General features: G+C 62.5%; 20 protein-coding genes, 1 tRNA gene and 3 pseudogenes. 8 read left to right on the forward strand and 16 right to left on the reverse strand.

Translation table 11 applies throughout. The annotated features are described in order from the left end of the window. Positions 1 to 82: 82 nt before the first annotated feature. From XI04_RS12235 to XI04_RS12245, 3 genes are read right to left on the reverse strand one after another with little or no spacing between them, the layout of a single operon-like run. The gene (locus XI04_RS12235; protein ID WP_028143156.1) at positions 83 to 277 is read right to left on the reverse strand and encodes a DUF2783 domain-containing protein; all 195 of its coding nucleotides are present in this window, start codon (positions 275 to 277) and stop codon (positions 83 to 85) included. After that, positions 274 to 1,911 carry an FAD-dependent oxidoreductase gene (locus tag XI04_RS12240; protein WP_028143157.1) on the reverse strand — a complete coding sequence of 546 codons (1,638 nt, stop codon included), beginning with the start codon at positions 1,909 to 1,911 and terminating at the stop codon, positions 274 to 276. The genes XI04_RS12235 and XI04_RS12240 overlap by 4 nt, the downstream gene beginning before the upstream one ends. Positions 1,912 to 1,939: 28 nt before the next feature. Then, positions 1,940 to 2,482, reverse strand: coding sequence for a VOC family protein (locus XI04_RS12245; protein ID WP_038946921.1), 543 nt, complete (start codon positions 2,480 to 2,482; stop codon positions 1,940 to 1,942). Positions 2,483 to 2,606: 124 nt separating this feature from the next. Between XI04_RS12245 and XI04_RS12250 the strand changes: the two genes are divergently transcribed. Beyond that, positions 2,607 to 3,095 carry a MarR family winged helix-turn-helix transcriptional regulator gene (locus XI04_RS12250; protein WP_038946918.1) on the forward strand — a complete coding sequence of 163 codons (489 nt, stop codon included), beginning with the start codon at positions 2,607 to 2,609 and terminating at the stop codon, positions 3,093 to 3,095. A gap of 10 nt (positions 3,096 to 3,105) precedes the next feature. Here XI04_RS12250 and XI04_RS12255 read toward each other — a convergent pair whose 3' ends face one another. Together XI04_RS12255 and XI04_RS12260 are read right to left on the reverse strand one after the other, a co-directional pair. Further along, positions 3,106 to 4,005: an MBL fold metallo-hydrolase gene (locus XI04_RS12255; RefSeq protein WP_028143160.1), complete on the reverse strand. Its 900-nt coding sequence runs from the start codon at positions 4,003 to 4,005 to the stop codon at positions 3,106 to 3,108. 38 nt (positions 4,006 to 4,043) lie between these two features. Continuing rightward, positions 4,044 to 4,669: pseudogene (locus XI04_RS12260) on the reverse strand (DsbA family protein). Positions 4,670 to 4,782: 113 nt separating this feature from the next. On the opposite strand from XI04_RS12260, the gene XI04_RS12265 reads away from it, so the two are divergent. Beyond that, complete coding sequence (locus XI04_RS12265) at positions 4,783 to 5,694, forward strand: LysR family transcriptional regulator (protein WP_271610131.1); 912 nt, start codon at positions 4,783 to 4,785, stop codon at positions 5,692 to 5,694. Positions 5,695 to 5,726: 32 nt separating this feature from the next. Here XI04_RS12265 and XI04_RS12270 read toward each other — a convergent pair whose 3' ends face one another. Next, positions 5,727 to 5,906 (reverse strand): hypothetical protein, encoded by a 180-nt coding sequence (locus tag XI04_RS12270; RefSeq protein WP_028143162.1) that lies wholly within the window; start codon positions 5,904 to 5,906, stop codon positions 5,727 to 5,729. Further along, positions 5,903 to 6,127, reverse strand: a complete 225-nt coding sequence (locus tag XI04_RS12275; RefSeq protein WP_038946914.1) for a hypothetical protein — start codon at positions 6,125 to 6,127, stop codon at positions 5,903 to 5,905. The genes XI04_RS12270 and XI04_RS12275 overlap by 4 nt, the downstream gene beginning before the upstream one ends. 325 nt (positions 6,128 to 6,452) lie before the next feature. Here XI04_RS12275 and XI04_RS12280 point away from each other — a divergent pair, with 325 nt between their 5' ends. Together XI04_RS12280 and XI04_RS12285 are read left to right on the forward strand one after the other, a co-directional pair. Further along, positions 6,453 to 6,908, forward strand: a complete 456-nt coding sequence (locus XI04_RS12280; RefSeq protein WP_271623699.1) for an Hsp20 family protein — start codon at positions 6,453 to 6,455, stop codon at positions 6,906 to 6,908. A gap of 104 nt (positions 6,909 to 7,012) precedes the next feature. Further along, positions 7,013 to 7,330, forward strand: a complete 318-nt coding sequence (locus XI04_RS12285; protein WP_038946913.1) for a hypothetical protein — start codon at positions 7,013 to 7,015, stop codon at positions 7,328 to 7,330. 349 nt (positions 7,331 to 7,679) lie between these two features. On the opposite strand, the gene XI04_RS12290 is transcribed toward XI04_RS12285, so the two are convergent. Further along, positions 7,680 to 7,991: a hypothetical protein gene (locus XI04_RS12290; protein ID WP_028143165.1), complete on the reverse strand. Its 312-nt coding sequence runs from the start codon at positions 7,989 to 7,991 to the stop codon at positions 7,680 to 7,682. 43 nt (positions 7,992 to 8,034) lie between these two features. Then, a complete protein-coding gene (locus XI04_RS12295; RefSeq protein WP_256379438.1) occupies positions 8,035 to 8,160 on the reverse strand; it encodes a hypothetical protein in 126 nt (41 codons plus the stop codon). Between the two features lie 674 nt (positions 8,161 to 8,834). On the opposite strand from XI04_RS12295, the gene XI04_RS12300 reads away from it, so the two are divergent. Together XI04_RS12300 and XI04_RS12305 are read left to right on the forward strand one after the other, a co-directional pair. Then, a complete protein-coding gene (locus tag XI04_RS12300; RefSeq protein WP_271610132.1) occupies positions 8,835 to 9,173 on the forward strand; it encodes a hypothetical protein in 339 nt (112 codons plus the stop codon). A 26-nt stretch (positions 9,174 to 9,199) separates the two neighbouring features. Beyond that, positions 9,200 to 9,325, forward strand: a pseudogene (locus XI04_RS12305) (signal transduction histidine kinase); the annotation flags it as partial. Positions 9,326 to 9,440: 115 nt separating this feature from the next. On the opposite strand, the pseudogene XI04_RS12310 reads toward XI04_RS12305, so the two are convergent. The 6 genes and pseudogenes from XI04_RS12310 to XI04_RS12340 all read right to left on the reverse strand — a co-directional run bounded on the left by XI04_RS12310 (position 9,441) and on the right by XI04_RS12340 (position 14,854). Further along, positions 9,441 to 10,075: pseudogene (locus XI04_RS12310) on the reverse strand (Crp/Fnr family transcriptional regulator). A 31-nt stretch (positions 10,076 to 10,106) separates the two neighbouring features. After that, positions 10,107 to 10,490, reverse strand: a complete 384-nt coding sequence (locus tag XI04_RS12315; protein ID WP_028143167.1) for a hypothetical protein — start codon at positions 10,488 to 10,490, stop codon at positions 10,107 to 10,109. Between the two features lie 1,131 nt (positions 10,491 to 11,621). After that, entirely contained in the window at positions 11,622 to 13,271 is a 1,650-nt protein-coding gene (groL, locus tag XI04_RS12325; protein WP_271623700.1) for a chaperonin GroEL, read from the reverse strand. 141 nt (positions 13,272 to 13,412) lie between these two features. Further along, a complete protein-coding gene (locus XI04_RS12330) occupies positions 13,413 to 13,730 on the reverse strand; it encodes a co-chaperone GroES (RefSeq protein ID WP_028144218.1) in 318 nt (105 codons plus the stop codon). A gap of 104 nt (positions 13,731 to 13,834) precedes the next feature. Then, positions 13,835 to 14,095, reverse strand: coding sequence for a DUF1488 domain-containing protein (locus tag XI04_RS12335; RefSeq protein WP_080670259.1), 261 nt, complete (start codon positions 14,093 to 14,095; stop codon positions 13,835 to 13,837). 684 nt (positions 14,096 to 14,779) lie between these two features. Beyond that, a tRNA-Gln gene (locus tag XI04_RS12340) sits at positions 14,780 to 14,854 on the reverse strand. Between the two features lie 256 nt (positions 14,855 to 15,110). Here XI04_RS12340 and XI04_RS12345 point away from each other — a divergent pair. Next, positions 15,111 to 16,889 carry an acyl-CoA dehydrogenase gene (locus XI04_RS12345; protein ID WP_028144217.1) on the forward strand — a complete coding sequence of 593 codons (1,779 nt, stop codon included), beginning with the start codon at positions 15,111 to 15,113 and terminating at the stop codon, positions 16,887 to 16,889. A gap of 165 nt (positions 16,890 to 17,054) precedes the next feature. Here XI04_RS12345 and XI04_RS12350 read toward each other — a convergent pair whose 3' ends face one another. Next, on the reverse strand, positions 17,055 to 18,293 hold the full coding sequence (locus tag XI04_RS12350; protein WP_271610133.1) for an MFS transporter: 1,239 nt from the start codon (positions 18,291 to 18,293) through the stop codon (positions 17,055 to 17,057). Between the two features lie 215 nt (positions 18,294 to 18,508). On the opposite strand from XI04_RS12350, the gene XI04_RS12355 reads away from it, so the two are divergent. Continuing rightward, positions 18,509 to 19,267, forward strand: a complete 759-nt coding sequence (locus tag XI04_RS12355; RefSeq protein ID WP_271610990.1) for an enoyl-CoA hydratase-related protein — start codon at positions 18,509 to 18,511, stop codon at positions 19,265 to 19,267. Positions 19,268 to 19,379: the final 112 nt, after the last annotated feature.

Raw genomic sequence — 19,379 nt, forward strand, 5'->3', positions numbered from 1 at the left:
AGATCGCCCAAAACGGAACCTGCCGCCGGTTCTGCCGGCTGCTTTCTGCGATCTCCCGATCCCGAGGCGGAGTTCCCGCGGCCTAGCTGCCGCCCCTGCGGGCGCAGCCAATCGCCTCCGTCAGGACCTTGCGGTCGCCGATGTGATTGGCGAGCAGCAGGATCAGCCGTGCGTTCATCCGCAGCGCCTGCTCCTCGTCGAGGTCGCGCTGACTGTTGATCAGTTCGGCGTAGAAGTCGTCGGGATCGGCGATGTTGGGTGACAAATTGAGCGTCATGCTGCCAGCTCCTTCCGTCCGGTGGTGTCGTGCCCGGAGGCCCGCAACATCGCATCCGCGATGCTTGCCTCGTCGAATCCGGTCCAGCGTGCGGCGACGTATTGATCGGGGCGGAACAGGTAGGTGGTTCCGGGCGAAGCGCCGTAGCGCGCGGCAAGCAGGCCGGAGGGATCGGCGATGTCGCGGCCGACGACAATGAGCTTCGCTTTGAGCGGCCCCACCGCGATCTCGGTCTTGTCGGTCTCCTTGCCAAAGGCCACGACCGTGAAGCCATCGCCGAGACAATGGAGGAACCAGGCGGGCTTGCCATCCACCGTGATCGGCGCATCGGCCGCATTGGTGCCGGGCCGCACGCCGCCCATCATCGCATTGCCGTCAGGCGTATTGAGCGCCGACGTCGCATAGGGCGTCGGCGTCGAGAGCCGGCCGCTGTTGACCAGCGGGCGCGCAAAGCCGTGATGGCGGGCGAGCTCCAGCACCGCGTCACGGAAATAGCGGCTCACTCTCGTCTTCGGCGTGATGAAGTCGGTGGCCCGCGTCGAGTTCAGGATGTTGTCGTCCGCGGCATAGGCGCGCTCCTCGTGATAGCTGTCGAGCAGTGCTTCCGACGCTTCGCCGCGCAGCACCATCGCGAGCTTCCAGGCGAGATTGTCGATGTCCTGGACGCCGGTGTTGGCGCCGCGCGCGCCGAACGGCGAGACCTGATGCGCGGCGTCGCCGGCGAACAGCACCCGGCCCTGGCGGAAATTGTCGATGCGCCGGCAGGCGAACTGATAGATCGAGACCCATTCGAGCGCGAACTCGGTCTCCTCGCCGAGCATGGCGCGGATGCGCGGGATCACCCGCTCCGGCCTCTTTTCTTCATCGGGATCGGCGTCCCAGCCGAGCTGGAAGTCGATGCGCCAGATCTTGTCCGCCTGCCGGTGCAGCAGCACGGACTGGCCGCGGTGGAACGGCGGATCGAACCAGAACCAGCGCTCGGTCGGGAAATCCGCCTTCATGGCGACGTCGGCGATCAGGAAGCGGTCCTGGAAGAACTGTCCCGTGAACTCGGCGCCGACCATCTTGCGCACGTCGGAATTGGCCCCGTCGCAGGCGATGACCCATTGCGCCTCCATGGTGAAGATGCCGTCGGGCGTTTCCACCGCCAGCGTCGCATGGTCGGCGGCCTGCTTCAGGCTGATCAGCCGGTGCTTCCAGCGCAGCTCGATCAGCGGATTGGCCCTGCATTTGGCGACGAGGATCTCCTCCAGATGATATTGCTGCAGATTGATCATGGCCGGCCATTGGTGGTCGGCCTCGGGCAACAGATCGAACTCGTAGGACAGCTGGTCCTGGAAGAAGACCCTCCCGACATTCCAGCTCACCCCGCGGTCGACCATGGGCGCCGCGCAGTCGAGGCGGTCCCAGATCTCGAGCGGACGCTTGGCGTAGCAGACCGCGCGCGAGCCGATCGAGACGGTGTCGTTGTCGTCGAGCACCACGACCGGCTGGCCGCGCGCGGCGCAGTCGAGCGCCGCGGTCAGGCCGATGGGACCCGCGCCGATCACCACGATCGGATGCCGCTTCACGATCCCCTCGGCCTGCTCCAGAGAGCGCCGGTAACCGAACTTCGGATAGATGTAGCTCGCCATGTTCGCTTCCTGATGCGCGTGCCTGGGATCAATGCGCGTCCGCGAATTCCTTCTCGTGCATCCAGGCGGTGTGGCGCGGCGGGCGCTTGGTGCGCGACCATTCCTCGACCATCTCGTGCGCGACCGACTTCATGCGGTCGATCTGCTCGGGCATCGCGGTCCAGGCCGCGATTTCCAGGCGATGGCCGCTCGGGTCACGGAAATAGATCGACTTGAAGATGGTGTGGTCGGTGACGCCGACGACGTCGAGGCCGGCGGCCTCCGCGCGCGCCTTGGCCTCTTCCAGCTCGGCGAGGTCCTTGACCTGGAAGGCGATGTGCTGGGTCCACTCCGGCGTGTTGGGATCGCGGCCCATCGGCGGCGAATTCGGCAGCTCGAAGAAAGCGAGGATGTTGCCGTTCCCGGCATCGAGAAAGATGTGCATGTAGGGATCGGGCGCCTTGGTCGAAGGCACCCGATCCTCGGCAATGGCGCCGAGAAGATCCATGTTCATGACGGTCTTGTAGAACTCGACAGTGGCCTTGGCGTCGACGCAGCGATAGGCGACGTGATGGATCTTCTCGATTTTCATGGCGTTTCGCTCCCTGGACTTGCGGTTGCGAAATTAGTATCAGGTGTTACTATTTCCTGAATTTGATCTGGATCAATCCACTTCGAGGAATTTTTCGGGTGGATCGGCGGACGGGAATCGCGTGATGGGACGTTCGAGCGTGGCACGCGGGGAAGCGGCCAAAGTCGCAGCGGCGCAGGATGGCGTCGAGCTGGACCTGCAGCGATATTTTCCGTACCGGCTGGCACGCCTCGCCGAGCAGGTGTCTCTGGCGGTTGCCGAGGTCTATTCCGAGCGCTTTGCGTTGACACGGCAGGAATGGCGCGTGCTCGCCATCCTCGGCATGCGCCCGGAGATTGCGACCAAGGAGATCGGCCCGCTGACGACGCTCGACAAGATGCAGGTCAGCCGCGCCGTGCAGGGCCTGGAGGCGCGCGGCATCGCCGGCCGCAAGCACCATCCCGACGACCGGCGCGAGCTGATAGTCTCGCTGACCCCAGCCGGTCGCGCGCTTTATCGCAAGATCGTGCCTTACGCGCTGGCGCGGGAGACGAAGCTGCTTGGGGAGCTGACCGCCGAAGAAGTGGCGGTGCTCGACCGGGTGATGCGCAAATTGTCGGCCGCGCTGGCGTAGCTTCTCCCGCTCAACCCCACTTCATCTCGCCCTTGGCAACCTTGGAGCCGATATCGAGCGCGACGCCCATGCCGAGATTCGGGAAGCGGGCTTCCATGGCAGCCTTCAGCGCAGCGCTGTCAGCCGCCTTCGCCAACTCTTCGTCGAACGCGAGCAGATACGTCCTGGTGTGCTCGACAGCGGAAAGATCGACGGCGACGCCCGCCGCCATGTGACCCGGCACGACCAGGGACGGCTTGCGGGCCGCGATCTTGTCGAGGTTGGCGACCCAGGCTGCGCGCTGCTCCTTGGTCGGCGTATCGGCGGTCCAGACATGCACGCCGGAGAAGATCATCACGCCGCCGAACACGGCATTCAAGGACGGAACGAAGAGATAGCGGCGGTTGGCGAGACCTTCGGCGTTGACGATTTCGATCGCCTCGCCGTCAACCGCAAGAGAAGCCCCATCGAACGCTTCCGGCAGCACGACATCGGCGAGCGTCTGTGGACCGTTCTCCTTGAGCTGCGGTCCCCAGACGGCGAGCTTCTTCTCCACATTCGCCTTGATGGCCGCGAGCGTCGCGGACGCCGCCAGCACCTTGGCATTCGGGAAAGCCTCGCGCACCGGCTTCAGGCTGAAATAATAGTCGGGATCGGATTGGCTGATATAGATGGTGGTGAGCTTCTTGCCACTCGCCTTGATCGCCTCGACGAGCGCGCGTCCGTCCGGATAGGAGAAGCCGCCGTCGATCAGCACCGCCTCGGTCGGACCGGAAAGCAGGACGGGCGCACGGAAAAATCCATTGGGGCCTGCGGGAAAATGTTTCCAGCTCAGCTTGACTTCCGCGGCATGGCCGACGTCGGCGGCCGCGAACAATGCGGCGGCACCCGCGGCAAGGCTGGTCCTCATGATCTGTCTCCTCGACAACATGGCTCTCTCCATTGAACTCTGAAAATCGGTTTGGGTGATCAGGCGGCACGAAGTTGTGCGGCCAGCAGATCGAACCGCCCGAACAGCATGCTGCCGTCGAGCAGCCTCCGCCCGGCGCCCTCGCCGACCACCAGAGCCGGCACGCCACCGGCCCCAAATCGCGTCATGTCGGCGCGCGCGGCCGCGATCCGCGTCTGGTAAGCCGCGATCAATGCATCGTCAGGCGCCCGCACGCGGCGTGCCGCATCGGCCAGTTGCGCGCCCTCGAGCCGACGACTTGAAGGCTGGAATTGTCGCGGCCATCGACGTAGCGGGCGCGCTGCAAGAGCTTGAGCGCCTCGAGCTCACGGGCCGGATCACCCAGGCCCACGGCGACGACGCCAAGGGTCGCTGCCGCCGAGTCGAACAGGCTGCCGGTATTGCCGAGAATGCCGGTGCGATAGGCCTCACTGAACGGCTGGCCGGTCAAGCGTGCGATGCGCTGGTCGTTCTGCCAGGCATAGGCGGCAAAATGCTGGTCCATGGTCCGCGCCGCAGGGCCCGCAAACAGGCCGGTCGGTGCCAGCACCAGGGTGGCATCGCCGTGCGCGGCAAGCTGCTCCAGCACCGGCGAGGCGCCGTAGCACCAGCCGCAGAGAGGGTCGAAGAGATAGGTGATTTGCATGATTTCGGGCCGCCAATGTTCGATGCAGAGAAACCTAGCGGCCGATCATTATTTGATAAATATCAGATAATGGTACATATTGTTTGTTATTAGCTAACAATGGCGACGACCGCATGGAAGCGATCAACCTCAACCGCCTCGCTTATTTCGCAGCCGTGGTCGATGCCGGCTCGTTCACACGCGCTGCCGAGCGCCTCGGCATCACCAAGACCGTCGTCAGCCAGCAGGTGGCACGGCTCGAAGCAGAATTGAAAACGGCTTTGCTGCTGCGGACCACCAGGAGGGTCGAGCCGACCGAAGCCGGCCGGTTGCTGCATGCCCGTTGCGTCATGATCCTGCGCACGGCGGAAGATGCCGTCGACGAGCTCGCGCAGACCAATGCCGAGCCGATGGGCATGCTGCGGGTCGCCGCGCCGAACGACTATGGCGCAACGATGATCGCGCCGCTGGCGGCGAAGTTTGCGCGAAAATATCCCGCTTGCAGTGTCGAGCTGATCCTGTCGGACACGCGAACGGACCTCCTCGCCAACCAGATCGACCTGTCGATCCGGGTCGGCTGGCTGAACGATTCAAGTCAGCAGGCCAGGCGGATCGGATCGTTTCGGCAATTGCTGGTGGCCGCACCGGACGTGGCAGCGGCGTTCCAGAGCAAGACGCCCGACGAGCTTGCGGCTCTGCCGTTCATTGCCAACGGCGCGCTCGACGAGCCGCTGGTCTGGCGCTTCACCAGACGCGATATCGACAGCCGCACGATCCGCATGCGGCAGTCGATCTCGATCAACACGACGCCTGCGGTGCTGGGCGCAGCCCTCGCCGGCGGCGGACTCTGCGTGCTGCCCGACTACCTGGTCGCGGAGCATTTCAAGTCCCGCCGGCTGGTCCATGTCCTGCCATCCTGGAGCTTGCCGGCCGGCGGGATCCATGCCGTGTATCCCGCGGCCCGGTTCCGGCCGCCGAAGATCACGGCGTTCGTGGCCATGCTGGTGCAGGAAGGCCGCGTGCTCGCCAGCAAATTTCCGGAATGAAAAAATTTCCGGAATGACACATGCGCGCCTGTTCACGCCGCCGATCGATCCGGCAGGCCGCCCCGCAGAGCGTCAAGCAGGCGCTGCTCGCGCTCGATCCGGGCGCGATAGAGCTCGCGTTCGCTCTCGCTTCTGGCACCGGCCAGCAACACGCGATAGTGCCCGATCACCTTCTCGCTGCCGCTGATGAGGAGGTTGCGGACGTCACTCATCGTTCCACTCCGGTCGTGGCAATCGCCGATGGCGCGTTTGGAACGGTGAATGCGGCCGGGAAGGCATCGGCGGCGAGAGCCTCGAGCGCGGTCTGCTCCTCGGCGAGGCGTCGTTCGATAAACTGGCGCTCAATGTCCGACAGCTCAGTCTTGAGCAAACGTCGATAACGAGAGAGGTTGTTGCGGTGCGCGCGGATGCGGGCGAAATCCTGATCGAGCATCGTCGTCACTCCTGACGGTCTTTCACGGTCCTTTTCGAATTAGCGGTGTCGGAAGAAGCATCTTCCGGCGCAAAAAATATTCAGGGTTGTTTTGCTGTCAAGATCCTCTTTCGCCGCTTCCTTGACGCCGCCGGGGTCCCCGAAAAAAATTTTGCGCGTCCCTCTTGCAAGGGACTTGTGGCACTCTAAGTCGTTTTTCGCCGCGAGAGCGGTGTGCCGGATGCCCGATGGGTCCGGCGCGGGCGCCGGGTCGGGGCCTTCGGATCCGTTTCCGATTCCCTAACGGCGCTCCTTCGTATCCATCTTGCTCTTTGGAGGACTTGGTATGAGGACCACCTTTGACTTCGCGCCGCTGTGGCACTCCACCATCGGCTTCGATCATCTGGCCGACCTCGTCGACAGCACGCTGCGCCAGGCGGGCGAGGACAATTATCCCCCCTACAACATCGAGCGCTCCGGCGAAGACCAATACCGGATCACGCTGGCCGTGGCGGGCTTTGGCGTCAACGACATCAGCGTGACCGCCGAACAGAACGCGCTCACCATCGAGGGCCGGAAGCCGGACAGCGCCACGCGCGAATATCTCTATCAGGGTATCGCCGCGCGTCCGTTCCGCCGCGTGTTCAATCTCGCCGACTACGTCCAGGTCAAGCAGGCCGTTTTCCAGGACGGTCTCCTGGTCATCGATCTCCTGCGCGAGATTCCGGAGGCCATGAAGCCGCGCCGGATCCAGATCGCGGGTGCTGCGTCACCGCAGATCGAGCAGAAGAAAGCGGCTTAGGCCGGTCGAACGCGTTCGACAGCGACCACCATGGCGGATGGCGACCGGATCGCCATCCGCCGATCGGACCATCCCTTCGAAAGGAGTGTAGAGGGAGACAAGTGATGACCAATGCCAATGCGACCACCGGCGGTGTCGGCGCGCTGTTCCATCCCGCTGCGCATTATGCTTCGCCGAGCGCCGTCCTCGACGATGGCAAGCTCTCGACAGCGGAGAAGCGGATCATATTGTCATCGTGGGCTTCGGACATGTACGCCGTCGAATCCCATCCCGCGCTTCGCGAGATTCCCGGCATGGATCGGCCGATCCGGCTTGCGGACATCCTCACCGCGCTGCGCAAGCTCGATGACGACGACGACCCGCCGCCCGGCGGCGGCGTCCCGATGCGGCTGCGGCGGCCCTGGGCCGCCGCAACGCCGTAATCGAGACCAGCCAAAGGATCTGTACAAGGCCGGCTTCGCCAATTTCAGGGAAGCGGAGCTTCTGGCTGGGGCGGGAGGGATCGAACCTCCGAATGGCGGAATCAAACTCAGTTTGATTATCTAACGGTTTCAAGGCGCGTTTGGAAAAAATGGCCAAAACGCCTCTAGCAATTCCAATAACTTGGCGGACGTTTCCAAATAAGGAAGCAACCTTCACAGGGAGGATCAGTCCCGAAAAACCTGAGGCAGCAGATTCTCCCTTTGTCGGGACGACGGCGAGCAGGAGAGCAGTGGCTGCAGATGCTACAATTACCGACATCCCAAACAGACGGAGTGGGCAAACCGGCGGCTAGCTCTTTGATTCGCGGACTCGTCGACCTTGTCGGGCAGGCCGCACGTTGATCTTTGCAAGTTCGCGACGCTCGGCGTCCGACAACTGCCAATCCTCGCACTGACCGCAGAGCTGCCAGAAGACGTCATATAACTTGCTTCGAGCGACCTTGACGATTTCGGTGTCGTCGAAGTCGCGAGAGTTCAGGAAGATTGGCAAGGCAAAACTGGTCTGATCGCTTTCGAATTGAAACGTCAAACGGATGTCCTCGGCTCGTTCGTTCGGCGAAATCATCTCGATGCGTGCGACGCTTATCTTGAATTTGCCCATTGCCTCACCGGGTCGACTTTGATCGATCCTTCCATATGAAATATCACTTGCCACGGGCCAGTTCTTCCTGCCGCCATGGTCGCCGCCTCGGCTTGATCTCGATCGAGATCAGCACCAATGCAGCCGCGACAATCACCAGAATGCCAGCGAGGCTGAGCGCGATCTGCATCGCTAGCTCATCGGAGATGCTGGACAGGGCGATGTGGCTGGCAGGCGCCAGCAGAACGCCGCGCTTTCGATCTCCACCGTCATCCGCCGCGTGTAGGCGCTCGGCGCGGCCACATCCCCCTCAAGGTCGACACGTGCATCATTCTCTGGACGCCATCGCGTCGCTTCCTGAGCATCAGATGGATCGATCGAACTGATCGTTACCATCTCGAAGAGCCGCAGAGCGGCGGCGCGCAGGTGCCGGTCAGCGCTGCGGACGACACTGCTTCGATCGCCGCCCGCGTACCGCCGACGTCAATCAAGCTTGCATGAACGGTGCGCCTCTTTTGCTCGAATTGCTATCCCATTCTCGGGCTTGTCGAATCATTGACGAGATGCCTGCTCGAGTTCGATCGGGCAGGCGAGCACCGTCCCATCGTCTCCTGCTCTCTCGCTCAACGCGCGGAAGAGCGGCAGCCTCCTCGGCGACAGGATCTCAGACGGACAGCCTGTCTTACCATCCCGCAGCGAATCCCATGGATCGACAGAACGGAACCAGCGCCGAGCCGCGATTGCCGTGGTTCTGTCTGTCAGCACCCAGGCGGGTCGGTTGGACGCAGGGCAAAGCCTGTCCGCGCACTGCTTTGGCAATCTTATTTATGCCTGAGGCTCGTTGTTCGGCCCTTCGATCCCCATATGTCCAAGTCTACCCTGGTCAGCCGTCGAGATTGGCCGGAGCGCGCGGAGACTTCCAACGAAAGGGCTCTGCATATGTTCAAATCTCAGCAGCATCGCGCAAGAACAACCGCGTCCGGCGAACTCGTCAAGGGTTCGACCAGCGCTGAGGAAAGCCACAAATTCAAGAGCTGGCGTGCCGGCTTCGTCTTGTTGACGGCGCACGGGCACAAGAATGAAGTCGGTCGCAACGAGCTGCCTTCAGCAAAGGATACGCCTAGCAATGCGAGATCGGGCGCCGCCGCTCTGTCGCGGTGGGAGAACGAGGGAGGCTCAGTTCGCGACGAACTGCCGACGTGACTAAACGCGGAAAAGTTGGAGGACTCGCCGCGTTCAACCGGCAACATCCTTTTATCGAGGTTCTGTTCTCGGACATTGCGGAAAGTGGCGAGGCCTTAGATCTAAGTGAGCTCGTGCGAGAGGTTTTGCCGGCATTTCACAGGCTGACTTGAGATCTGCACCGCGAGCTTGCCGCGAAAAAAAAGCACCGCCGAACAGGACTCGGTCGTGATATCAAGTGGGCTGATGTCACGCGTTTGGCCCGGCGCTTGGTTTGGCCGCGCGGGATCAGTCCTTCCGGTCTATCTCGGATTTGTCGCGCAGAACCGCGTTCAGAAGCGCGCTATGAACCTCGATCTTTCCATTGTAGCTGATGAAGCCGAGCTTGCGGAACTTGTTCATGAAGAAGCTAACCCGTGATCGGGTCGCACCGATCATCTCGGCCAGCGTTTCCTGGCTGATGTTGACGCCAATGGGCTGAGAGCTGGCTTCCTTGCCGAAATTGGCCAGCAGAAGCAACAGGCGCGCCAAGCGTTTCTCGCTCGAATTGAAGAGTTGGTCGATCAGGTCTTCTTCAATCCGGCTATTGCGCGCGAGCAAATAAGCCATGAACAATTGAGAGAACTTCGGCTTGCCTTCGAGCGCTGCAATCATCGCCGTCTTCGATATTCTCGTGATGACACAGGCCTCCGTTGCCGTGGTAGTGGCAATACGCAATGGATGACCATTGAGGCAGCCCTCGCCAAAGAATTGTCCCGGCTCCAGAATCCCGACGACGCTTCCTTACCTTGGTCCGAAACGACCGTTAGCTTGATCTTTCCCTCTTGAATATAGAATACCGCGTCCGCGACATCTCCCTGCGCGAACACGTTCTGACCTTTGCCAAATTTCGAAATCGATTTTGCTAGAGGCGGGCGCGTCACTGCGCAGATTTCCGCCGCGCGACTTGCCTGACTATCCACGCAGCTCCACAGCTTTGTTGCTACCAAGCGATTCGGCACAAGCCTTTGCAACCGCCGAGTTTGGCTCAGTGCTTCCCGGCATCGTGGCCCAACCGCCTTTTTCGACGAACTTGCTCTGATCCCATGCATAGGTCGCCTTCTTCATTTCGACCAGGTTCGCCGACGCATCAGCGGCTTGTCGAAACTTCTCAACGCAGATGGGTGTGAGAGCTGCGACGACAGCCGTAGCAGCACTATTCTTCGCGATGGTCTCGGCGGACCCACCCGTCACCCAGCCGCCCCAGCCGAACCCCACGATTGCCAGAGCAATCGCTCCGGCCACAGCTCCCCACAGTGCCGGCCGCACGGCAGCTTTTGTCTCCCTGGAGATTTCCATGATTTTCACCTTGAGTCAGAGGTATGTTGAGCTTCACCCGTTAAGGAGGCTAGACACGTCGAGCGATCGGCGTCTGTACCAAATTGCTCACACAGCGCGTGCGGACACTCGTTGGATGGCCTGGATGCATCTAATCCGGTCGGTTCGCTGCAGTCAGCGCCTGCGGCTGGCGCCCTATGTGGCGAGTATCTGTCACGCGATGCGCCGGAGCTACACGGCCTTTGTGAGATTCCCGGCTCTTTGCAGTTGAGCGCGGCGGTGCCCAACATTTTCGCCCGCTTTGTTCAAGGGGGCGCCCTAATTTCCGGTTCCGCGGGTCCTAGGAAACGGCCTCAGTGCGGGTGGCATCTGAGGCCGCTTGAAACCTTCCGCCGGGCATTGGGCAAAATGTCGACCGGTCGGCCGGCTTTGCTTTCGGAGATAAGTCACCGATTGCTGAGGACCAAGAACTCCCAAGGTCAATCGTTCCGTCCATTTGAAATATTGAGTGTCCTGACCAGGACTGGACTGAATATTCGAAAGGCTCGGGGTTGCCGCCTCCGCCAGACGTTATGAAATGAAAGAGGCCGCCAACTGGGGCGGCCTAGTACTCGTCCTTGTCGCTGTGATGAAGGTTGAAAGCTCGATCGTACCTGTCGCGGGCTTCGGTACCAATGCTGTATCGGCCGGGCCACCATGAATGTGGTGGACTGTAGTTGTCCTTCTCAGCGTCTTCTTTAGCTTTTTCGTCCAGTTTTTGAGGCGTCCAAAACGACATTGATTGATCTTTACCCACACCTTGGTCCTCCAAGTGGGACGACAATCCTCGTCCAGAGCTAATTTGACTCCTGGCCAATTCAAGTTAGGAGACTTGACCTTGAGATTGGCAATTCAACTCGGTGCCGGACGCAGAGCTAAAGGCGTTTGGCCACGACGATCACCCGAACGTGGGCAATCTGATCGGCTATTCCCATCGCAAGCTCGGCAATTCCAAGTTCTCGGAGGGCTGGTACGAGCTCAGGCTGAAAGCCGTACTGACGTGTCAGTATTGCGGCCTCTGGCAAATTGAGCAGGGCAACCGCGACCAGGCGCAAGAAAATGCAGAAAGGCCGGCATCGCTGCCGGACCTTTCTTTTTCTTTGAACGCTGCACTTAGAAATCCATACCGCCCATGCCTCCCATGCCGCCGCCACCCGCGGGCACGCCGCCGCCGGCGTTCCTCTTCGGTACCTCGGCCACCATGGCTTCAGTGGTGATCAACAGAGCCGCGACCGAGGCCGCGTTCTGGATCGCCACGCGAACCACCTTGGTCGGGTCGATGATGCCCTTGGCGACCAGGTTGCCGTACTCACCAGTCTGCGAGTCGAAGCCGTAGGAGTACTGCTCCTTTTCCAGGATCTTGCCGACGATGACCGAGCCGTCTTCACCGGCGTTGATCGCGATCTGGCGGGCCGGCGCGGACAGCGCCTTGCGCACGATCTCGACGCCGGTCTTCTGGTCATCGTTCTTTGTGCGCAGCCCCTTGAGATGCTCGGAGGCACGCAGCAAGGCGACGCCGCCGCCCGGCACGATGCCTTCCTCGACCGCAGCCCGGGTCGCATGCATCGCGTCATCAACGCGATCCTTGCGCTCCTTCACCTCGACCTCGGTCGCGCCGCCGACGCGGATCACCGCGACGCCGCCAGCGAGCTTGGCCAGACGCTCCTGGAGCTTCTCACGGTCGTAATCCGAGGTGGTCTCCTCGATCTGCGCCGTGATCTGGGCCACGCGCGCCTCGATGTCGGCCTTCTTGCCGGCGCCGTTGACGATCGTGGTGTTCTCCTTGTCGATCATCACCTTCTTGGCGCGACCGAGCATGTTGAGCGTGAAGTTATCGCACTTGATGCCGAGATCTTCCGAGATCGCCTGGCCGCGGGTCAGGATCGCGATGTCCTGCAGCATGGCCTTGCGGCGATCGCCGAAGCCCGGAGCCTTGACGGCCGCGACCTTCAGGCCGCCACGGAGGCGGTTCACGACGAGGGTGGCAAGCGCCTCGCCTTCGACGTCTTCTGCGATGATAATAAGCGGCTTGCCGCTCTGTACGATTGCTTCCAGGAGCGGAAGCAGTTCGTTCAGGCTGGAGAGCTTTTTCTCGTAGATCAGGATATAGGCGTCGTCCATTTCAACGCGCATCTTGTCGGCGTTGGTGACGAAGTAGGGCGAGATGTAGCCGCGGTCGAACTGCATGCCCTCGACGACCTCGAGTTCGGTCTCGAGCGATTTGGCTTCCTCGACGGTGATGACACCCTCGTTGCCGACCTTCTTCATGGCGTCGGAGAGGAACTTGCCGATCTCCGCATCGCCGTTGGCCGAGATGGTGCCGACCTGGGCGATCTCCTCGTTCGAGGTGACCTTCTTGGAGTTCTTGACGAGGTCGGCGACCACGGCGTCGACTGCCAAGTCGATACCGCGCTTGAGATCCATCGGATTCATGCCCGCGGCAACCGCCTTGGCGCCCTCGCGCACGATGGCTGCGGCCAACACGGTCGCGGTGGTGGTACCGTCGCCTGCGGCGTCGGCCGCCTTCGAGGCCACTTCACGCACCATCTGTGCGCCCATGTTCTCGAACTTCTCTTCGAGCTCGATTTCCTTGGCGACGGTGACGCCGTCCTTGGTGATCCGGGGAGCACCGAACGACTTGTCGAGGACCACGTTGCGGCCCTTCGGACCGAGCGTTACCTTTACCGCGTTGTTGAGAATTTCGACGCCGCGCAACATGCGGTCACGGGCATCGACGCCGAATTTGACTTCTTTGGCTGACATAGTGGTCTCCGTTTTCAACCGGTCAGATCCCAAAGACCCGCGCAACTGGCGAGCTCTCGAGGGATGAGATTTGAATTGCGGGCCTCATCCTTCGAGAACCCGGCTACGCCGAATCCCAGGGTAAGGAAAACTGACTGGCGCTTACGCGGCCTTCTTCTTGGCAGCGGGCAGATCAGTGAGAACGCCCATGATGTCGCTCTCCTTCATGATCAACAGCTCCTGGCCGTCGATCGTGACCTCGGTGCCCGACCACTTGCCGAACAGCACGCGGTCGCCGACCTGCACGTCGATCGGGATCAGCTTGCCGGCTTCGTCGCGGCCGCCGCGGCCGACGGCGGTGACTTCGCCCTGGGAGGGCTTCTCCTTGGCGGTGTCCGGAATGATGACGCCACCAGCGGTCTTGTCTTCGGCCTCAATGCGCTTGACCACGACACGGTCATGGAGCGGACGGAATTTCATGCGATTCTCCCTGGCTTTTTTGATTGTTTCTGGATTGGCAGTCGTAACGAGCTACGTGCTCGTAACCGGAGTCTTCCGCGTCCATCAAGACGTCAGTCTTCATTTCAAAAATTAGCGGCGATCAGATCGTAAGAACCCCTGCTGCCGCGGACGTACACCCTGGCAGCGGCGGCACAGATCACATCACGGTTGGAATCGAATGCGTTCAGGAAACCCGTTTCATTGGGGTGAGCGTCCGGTTGAAGTCGCCTCAGCGCGTCTTCCTCTATGAAAAACGATGCCTCTAGCGCGCTATCGTATCCCCAAAAACGCACGGCATGCCGCGTTCGGTCATATGAACGACTATAATTTGGAAACTCGATCATGGTGGGTCCGATCAAGTCCGCGCAAGGGCAAAAGATGTCGAAAGCGATCAGGCTGCGCTAAGCTGTAAATGGCTACTCTGGAATCGGACTACAACCTGCCCACGACATTAAGTTACGACCGGCCTCGCTATTCGGCGGAGCGTCACCATATCCCTCATATCACAGAGCGTCCCTGGCTATTATCGGTGACTGAGAGTGTTGCGCTCCCGCCGTTTTGAAAAGGCGGTTCCAAATGTCGAATATCGATAGATTCAGTGTTAGTGGGTGGCTCGTACCTCCGGTATTGCTGCCGATCTTTTTCGGCCTGTTGATCGTCGCTGAATAGTTATTCAATGGTAGTCCCCCTCGGCGGACCCGCGCCATCGACTCAAGCCAACAGCGAGTTGGCTCCGATGAAATGACTAACGAGCTGAATGTCAGGGCGGCGGCCCTTGGTGCGATCCTTTCACAAGCTACGACCGTCACGCGTACTGCGCTCAATCCAACAGGTGATCAGCTCGTCCTCAGGGACCGAGCGATCGTTGTGCGAAAATCGCGGACACCGTCCGGTGACCGATTTCGAGTTTCTGGAAGATGTTGTGAGTGAATCGTGGCGAACAAAGATAGCGAGGTCTCCAACGGACGGCGGAATCCACCCTTTCCAAATGGAGCAACGGCGACGGCAATTAATCGAGCAACATCAACTGGCTGGGGCGGGAGGGATCGAACCTCCGAATGGCGGAATCAAAATCCGCTGCCTTACCGCTTGGCTACGCCCCAACAGGCGACCTGGGGCCGGCGGAAGAACTGGCTACCGCAGATTCCCTTGGTCGCAGCCGGTCTATAGGGAGCGGCGCAGCATTTCAACCGCCTGGAGGGGCAAAATACCACAGCCCCGGGATCGGCCGCGCTACACTCTCTTTATGGGCCCGCGACGGCCCCGTTCTGACCGCCACCGTCCGGCCCCTCCCGCCCCATTGAGACCTCCCCCATTTCATGGGAATAGGGCGCCAAGACCTGTCCACGGGAGTGAGCCATGACCTACCGCGCGCCGATTTCTGACATGCTGCTGTCGCTCAATCACGGCGCCGGCCTCAAGGCTGCGGTGGAGGCCGGTCATTACGGCGATTTCGACGCCGACATCGCCGCGGCCGTGCTGGAGGAAGCCGGCAAGTTCGCAACCGACGTCCTGGCCCCGCTCAACAAGGTCGGCGACGAGCACGGCATCAAGCTCAGCGACGGCAAGGTGACGACCGCGCCGGGCTGGCCGGACGCCTACAAGCGCTGGACCGAGGGCGGCTGGAACGCGGTGTCCGGCCCGGAGGATTTCGGCGGCCAGGGCCTGCCGATCGCGATCAATGCTGCGTGTACCGAGATCTGGAGCGCCTCGAACCTCGCCTTCGGCCTCTGCCCGCTGCTGACGGCGTCGGCGATGGAGGCGCTGGACGCGCATGGCAGCAGTGAGCTGAAGAAGATCTATCTCGAAAAGCTCGTCTCCGGCGAATGGACCGGCACGATGCAGCTCACCGAGCCGCAGGCCGGCTCCGACGTCGGCGCGCTGCGCACCCGCGCCGAAAAGCAAGCCGACGGCACCTATCGCATCAAGGGGACGAAGATCTTCATCACCTATGGCGAGCACGACATGACCGACAACATCGTGCATTTCGTGCTGGCGCGTCTGCCCGATGCGCCCGCCGGCACCAAAGGCATCTCGCTGTTCCTCGTGCCCAAGTTCATGGTCAATGCAGACGGCTCGCTGGGGCAGCGCAACGACATCTATGCGAGCGGCGTCGAGCACAAGCTCGGCATGCATGCCTCCCCCACCTGCACCATGACCATGGGCGATCATGGCGGCGCCATCGGCTTCCTCATCGGCGAAGAGAACCAGGGCATGCGCTGCATGTTCACGATGATGAATCAGGCGCGGCTCGGCGTCGGCCTGGAGGGCGTCGGCGTCGCCGATCGCGCCTATCAGCAGGCTTTGTCGTATGCGCAGGAGCGCAAGCAGGGCCGCGCCGTCGGCAGCAAGAGCGACGGCTCGGACGCGATCTTCGTGCATCCCGACGTCAAGCGCATGCTGATGCGGATGCGGGCGCAGACCGCCGCCGCGCGCACCATCTGCTACGCGACCGCGGTCGCGATCGACGTCTCGACGCGCGCCAGGGACCCCAAGGTGCGTGCAGATGCCGCCGCGCGCGCGGCGCTGCTGACGCCGATGGCCAAGGGCTATTCCACCGACATCGGCAACGAGGTCGCCTATCTCGGCGTGCAGGTGCATGGCGGCATGGGCTTCATCGAGGAGACCGGTGCGGCCCAGCATTATCGCGATGCCCGCATCACCGCGATCTACGAAGGCACCAACGGCATTCAGGCGATCGACCTCGTCACGCGCAAGCTCGCGGCCAATGGCGGCGCTGCCGTCTGGGCGCTGCTCGACGAGCTCGCAGCGACGGTGAAGAAAGTCGAAGCGTCGAACGATCCGGCTTTTGGCACCACGGGCGTCAAGCTGCGCGAAGCGCTGGAGGCCTTGACGCGCACCAGCAAATGGCTGCTGGAGCGCGTGACGTCCGCGCCGAACGAGGCGCTTGCCGGCGCGACACCCTATCTGCAGCAGTTCGGCTCAACGCTCGGCGGCTGCCTGCTCGCCTCCGAGGCGCTCGCCGCCAAGGCCGACGGCAACACGGACGCCGCGCGCTACGTCTCGCTGGCACGCTTCTTCGCCGAGAACATCAGTGTGCAGGCCGGCGCGCTCGAGCGCACCGTGACCGAGAGCGCGGAATCGGTCGCGGCGGCGGATGCGGTGCTGCTGGGGTAAGTTGGCCGCTCGTGTCCCGGACGCGCTGCAACGCGTAGCGTTGCTGCGCAGAGCTGGGACCCAACCCAAGGAAGCGATCGCGGTGACATGGGCCCCGGCTCTGCAGCGCACCGCTGAAGGAGCGTTGCGCTGCGTCCGGGGCACGAGAGTGCAAACCTGCGCTGCCTACGAAGCTGCGAGCTTTGCCGTTCTCCCCGGCCGCCACAACACGATGCCCGCCGCCACGAGATCGAGCGCGACGCACATCGCAAACGCCATCGTGTAGTTGCCGGTGAAGCTGCGCACGAGGCCGACGATGCCCGGACCGAAGGCGCTGACGACGCCGCTGATCGAGGTGCCCAGTCCCATTGCGGCAGCGAAGGCGGCGGCGCCGATCTCGCGCTGGATGATCAAGGGCGGAAACGTGATCATGTTGCCGATCGAGAAGCCGTAGACGGCGCAGCACACCAGCAGCACGGTCGGGCTCGTGCTCTGCACGAGAACGAACAACGCCGCCGCCTGGCTCGTCATCGACGCCGCGCAGGCGAGCCTGGGATCGAGCCGGTCGACGAACAGGCCGAGCGACAGGCGGCCGACCACCGCCATCGCCGCCATGATGGTGACCGCGCCGCCTGCGGCCGGGCGGCCGATCAGCGGCTCGAGAAAACTCACCTGGTGGATGATGAATCCCATCTGCGCCAGCAGTGCGATCGCGATCGGCAGCACCATGGTCCAGAACGCCGCGTTGGCGAGCAGCGCTTTGCGGGAATGACTTGGCGCGGCCGCGCTCTCGCCGGAAGGGCGTCCGCCCGAAGCCGGCGAGGTCCCGGCAGGCCAGCCGATGAAGGTCACGACCACCGGCAGCACCAGCACCATCATCGCGAGCGTGGCCGCCAGCATGGCGGAGCGAAATCCGATGCTGCCGGTCAACGACAGCAGCAGCGGAACGAGGATGATGCCGCCGCAGGTCGCGCCGTTGAACGCGAGGCTGAGCGCGAGCCCGCGCCGGCGTTCGAACCAGGAGTTCAGCACGGTCGCGATCACCACGGTGCCCATGCCGGTCCAGCCGACCGACATCAGCGCATAGGCGAGATACAGCTGCCAGGGCGTCTGCATCAGCGCCAGCAGCACCGTCGAGGCGCCGAGCGCCGCCAGGCCGCACAGGATCAGCGACCGCAAGCCGATGCGGGCGAGCAGATCGTCGGTGAAGATGACGAGGACGGAGGTCAGGAGAAACGAGAAGGTGCTGGCCGCGGAGACCAGCGTGCCCGGCCAGCCATGGGCGCGCTGCAGCTCGGCGAGATAGACGCCCTGGCCATACAGGCCGAAGCCGAACATGAAGAAGGCCATCAGGAAGCAGGCCAGCACGACGCGCCAGCCGCGGTAGTGCAGCGAGGATTCGTCGACGCGGGTTGCGGCAATCATCAATCGGGCAATCGGGCAATCGGGTCACATGGAACCGCGCGGGATCGTGCACCACAACCACCGGTTTTTCAAATGAAACATTGTAGCCAATTGTTGCGGCGCGTTGGCGTCGAAAAGGTTGACTCAGCGCATTGGCACGCCTGCGGGATCATGTAGGCTGATGCTCGGCGAGACTCGCGAAGCGGCGAGCATCGCGGCGCGCGCAGGGGGCTCTCATGCCGAATGGCAATATCGTCGTCACCGAAGAGCGCGGAACGCGTGTCATCACCCTGCGCCGCCCGGGCAAGAAGAACGCGATCACCCAGGACATGTACCGGGAGATGAGCCACGCGATCGACACCGCGCAGAACAACCCCGACATCCGCTGCATGATCATCACCGGCGGCTCAGGCGTGTTCACCGCAGGCGATGATATCGACGATTTCATGCGCGCCGACACCGCGCGCCCCGAGACGTTGTCGGAAGGCGCCAAGTTTCTCTATTCGCTCGCCCTCAACGTCAAGCCGATCATCGCCGCCGTCGACGGCGCCTCGATCGGCATGGGCACCGTGATGCTGTTTCACTGCGACTACGTGCTGGCCTCGAACGCTGCGACCTTCTCCGCGCCCTACATCCATCTCGGCCTGGTGCCGGTCGGTGCCGCCAGCCTCTTGATGCCGAACACGATGGGATATCAGCGCGCCTTCGCGATGCTGATGATGGGGCGGACTTTTTCCGCCGCGGAGGCTCACGCGGCAGGCTTCGTCAACACCGTGGTGTCGCCCGGACATACCGAGGTCGAGGCGCGCAAGGTGGCGCGCGAAATCTGCCGGCTACCGGCCGAGGCGGTCGCAACCTCCCGCAAATTGCTGCGCGCGCCCGCCGAAGAGCTCACCCGCCGCATCGACCAGGAAGGCCATCTGTTCGGCGAGCGGCTCAAGTCGGAGGAAGCGGTGGCGGCGTTCAATGCGTTTGCGAACCGGAAGAAGAAGTAGCGGCGCTCTTCCCCTTGTGCGAGACGGGCGATGGTCTGTCTCCGCGAGTTCGGCACCGTAGGGTGGGCAAAGGCGCACTTGCGCCGTGCCCACCATCAATCCTGAAGTGCAC

Source organism: Bradyrhizobium sp. CCBAU 11430 (genome assembly GCF_028128855.1).
In the GTDB taxonomy this organism is placed as follows: domain Bacteria; phylum Pseudomonadota; class Alphaproteobacteria; order Rhizobiales; family Xanthobacteraceae; genus Bradyrhizobium; species Bradyrhizobium ottawaense.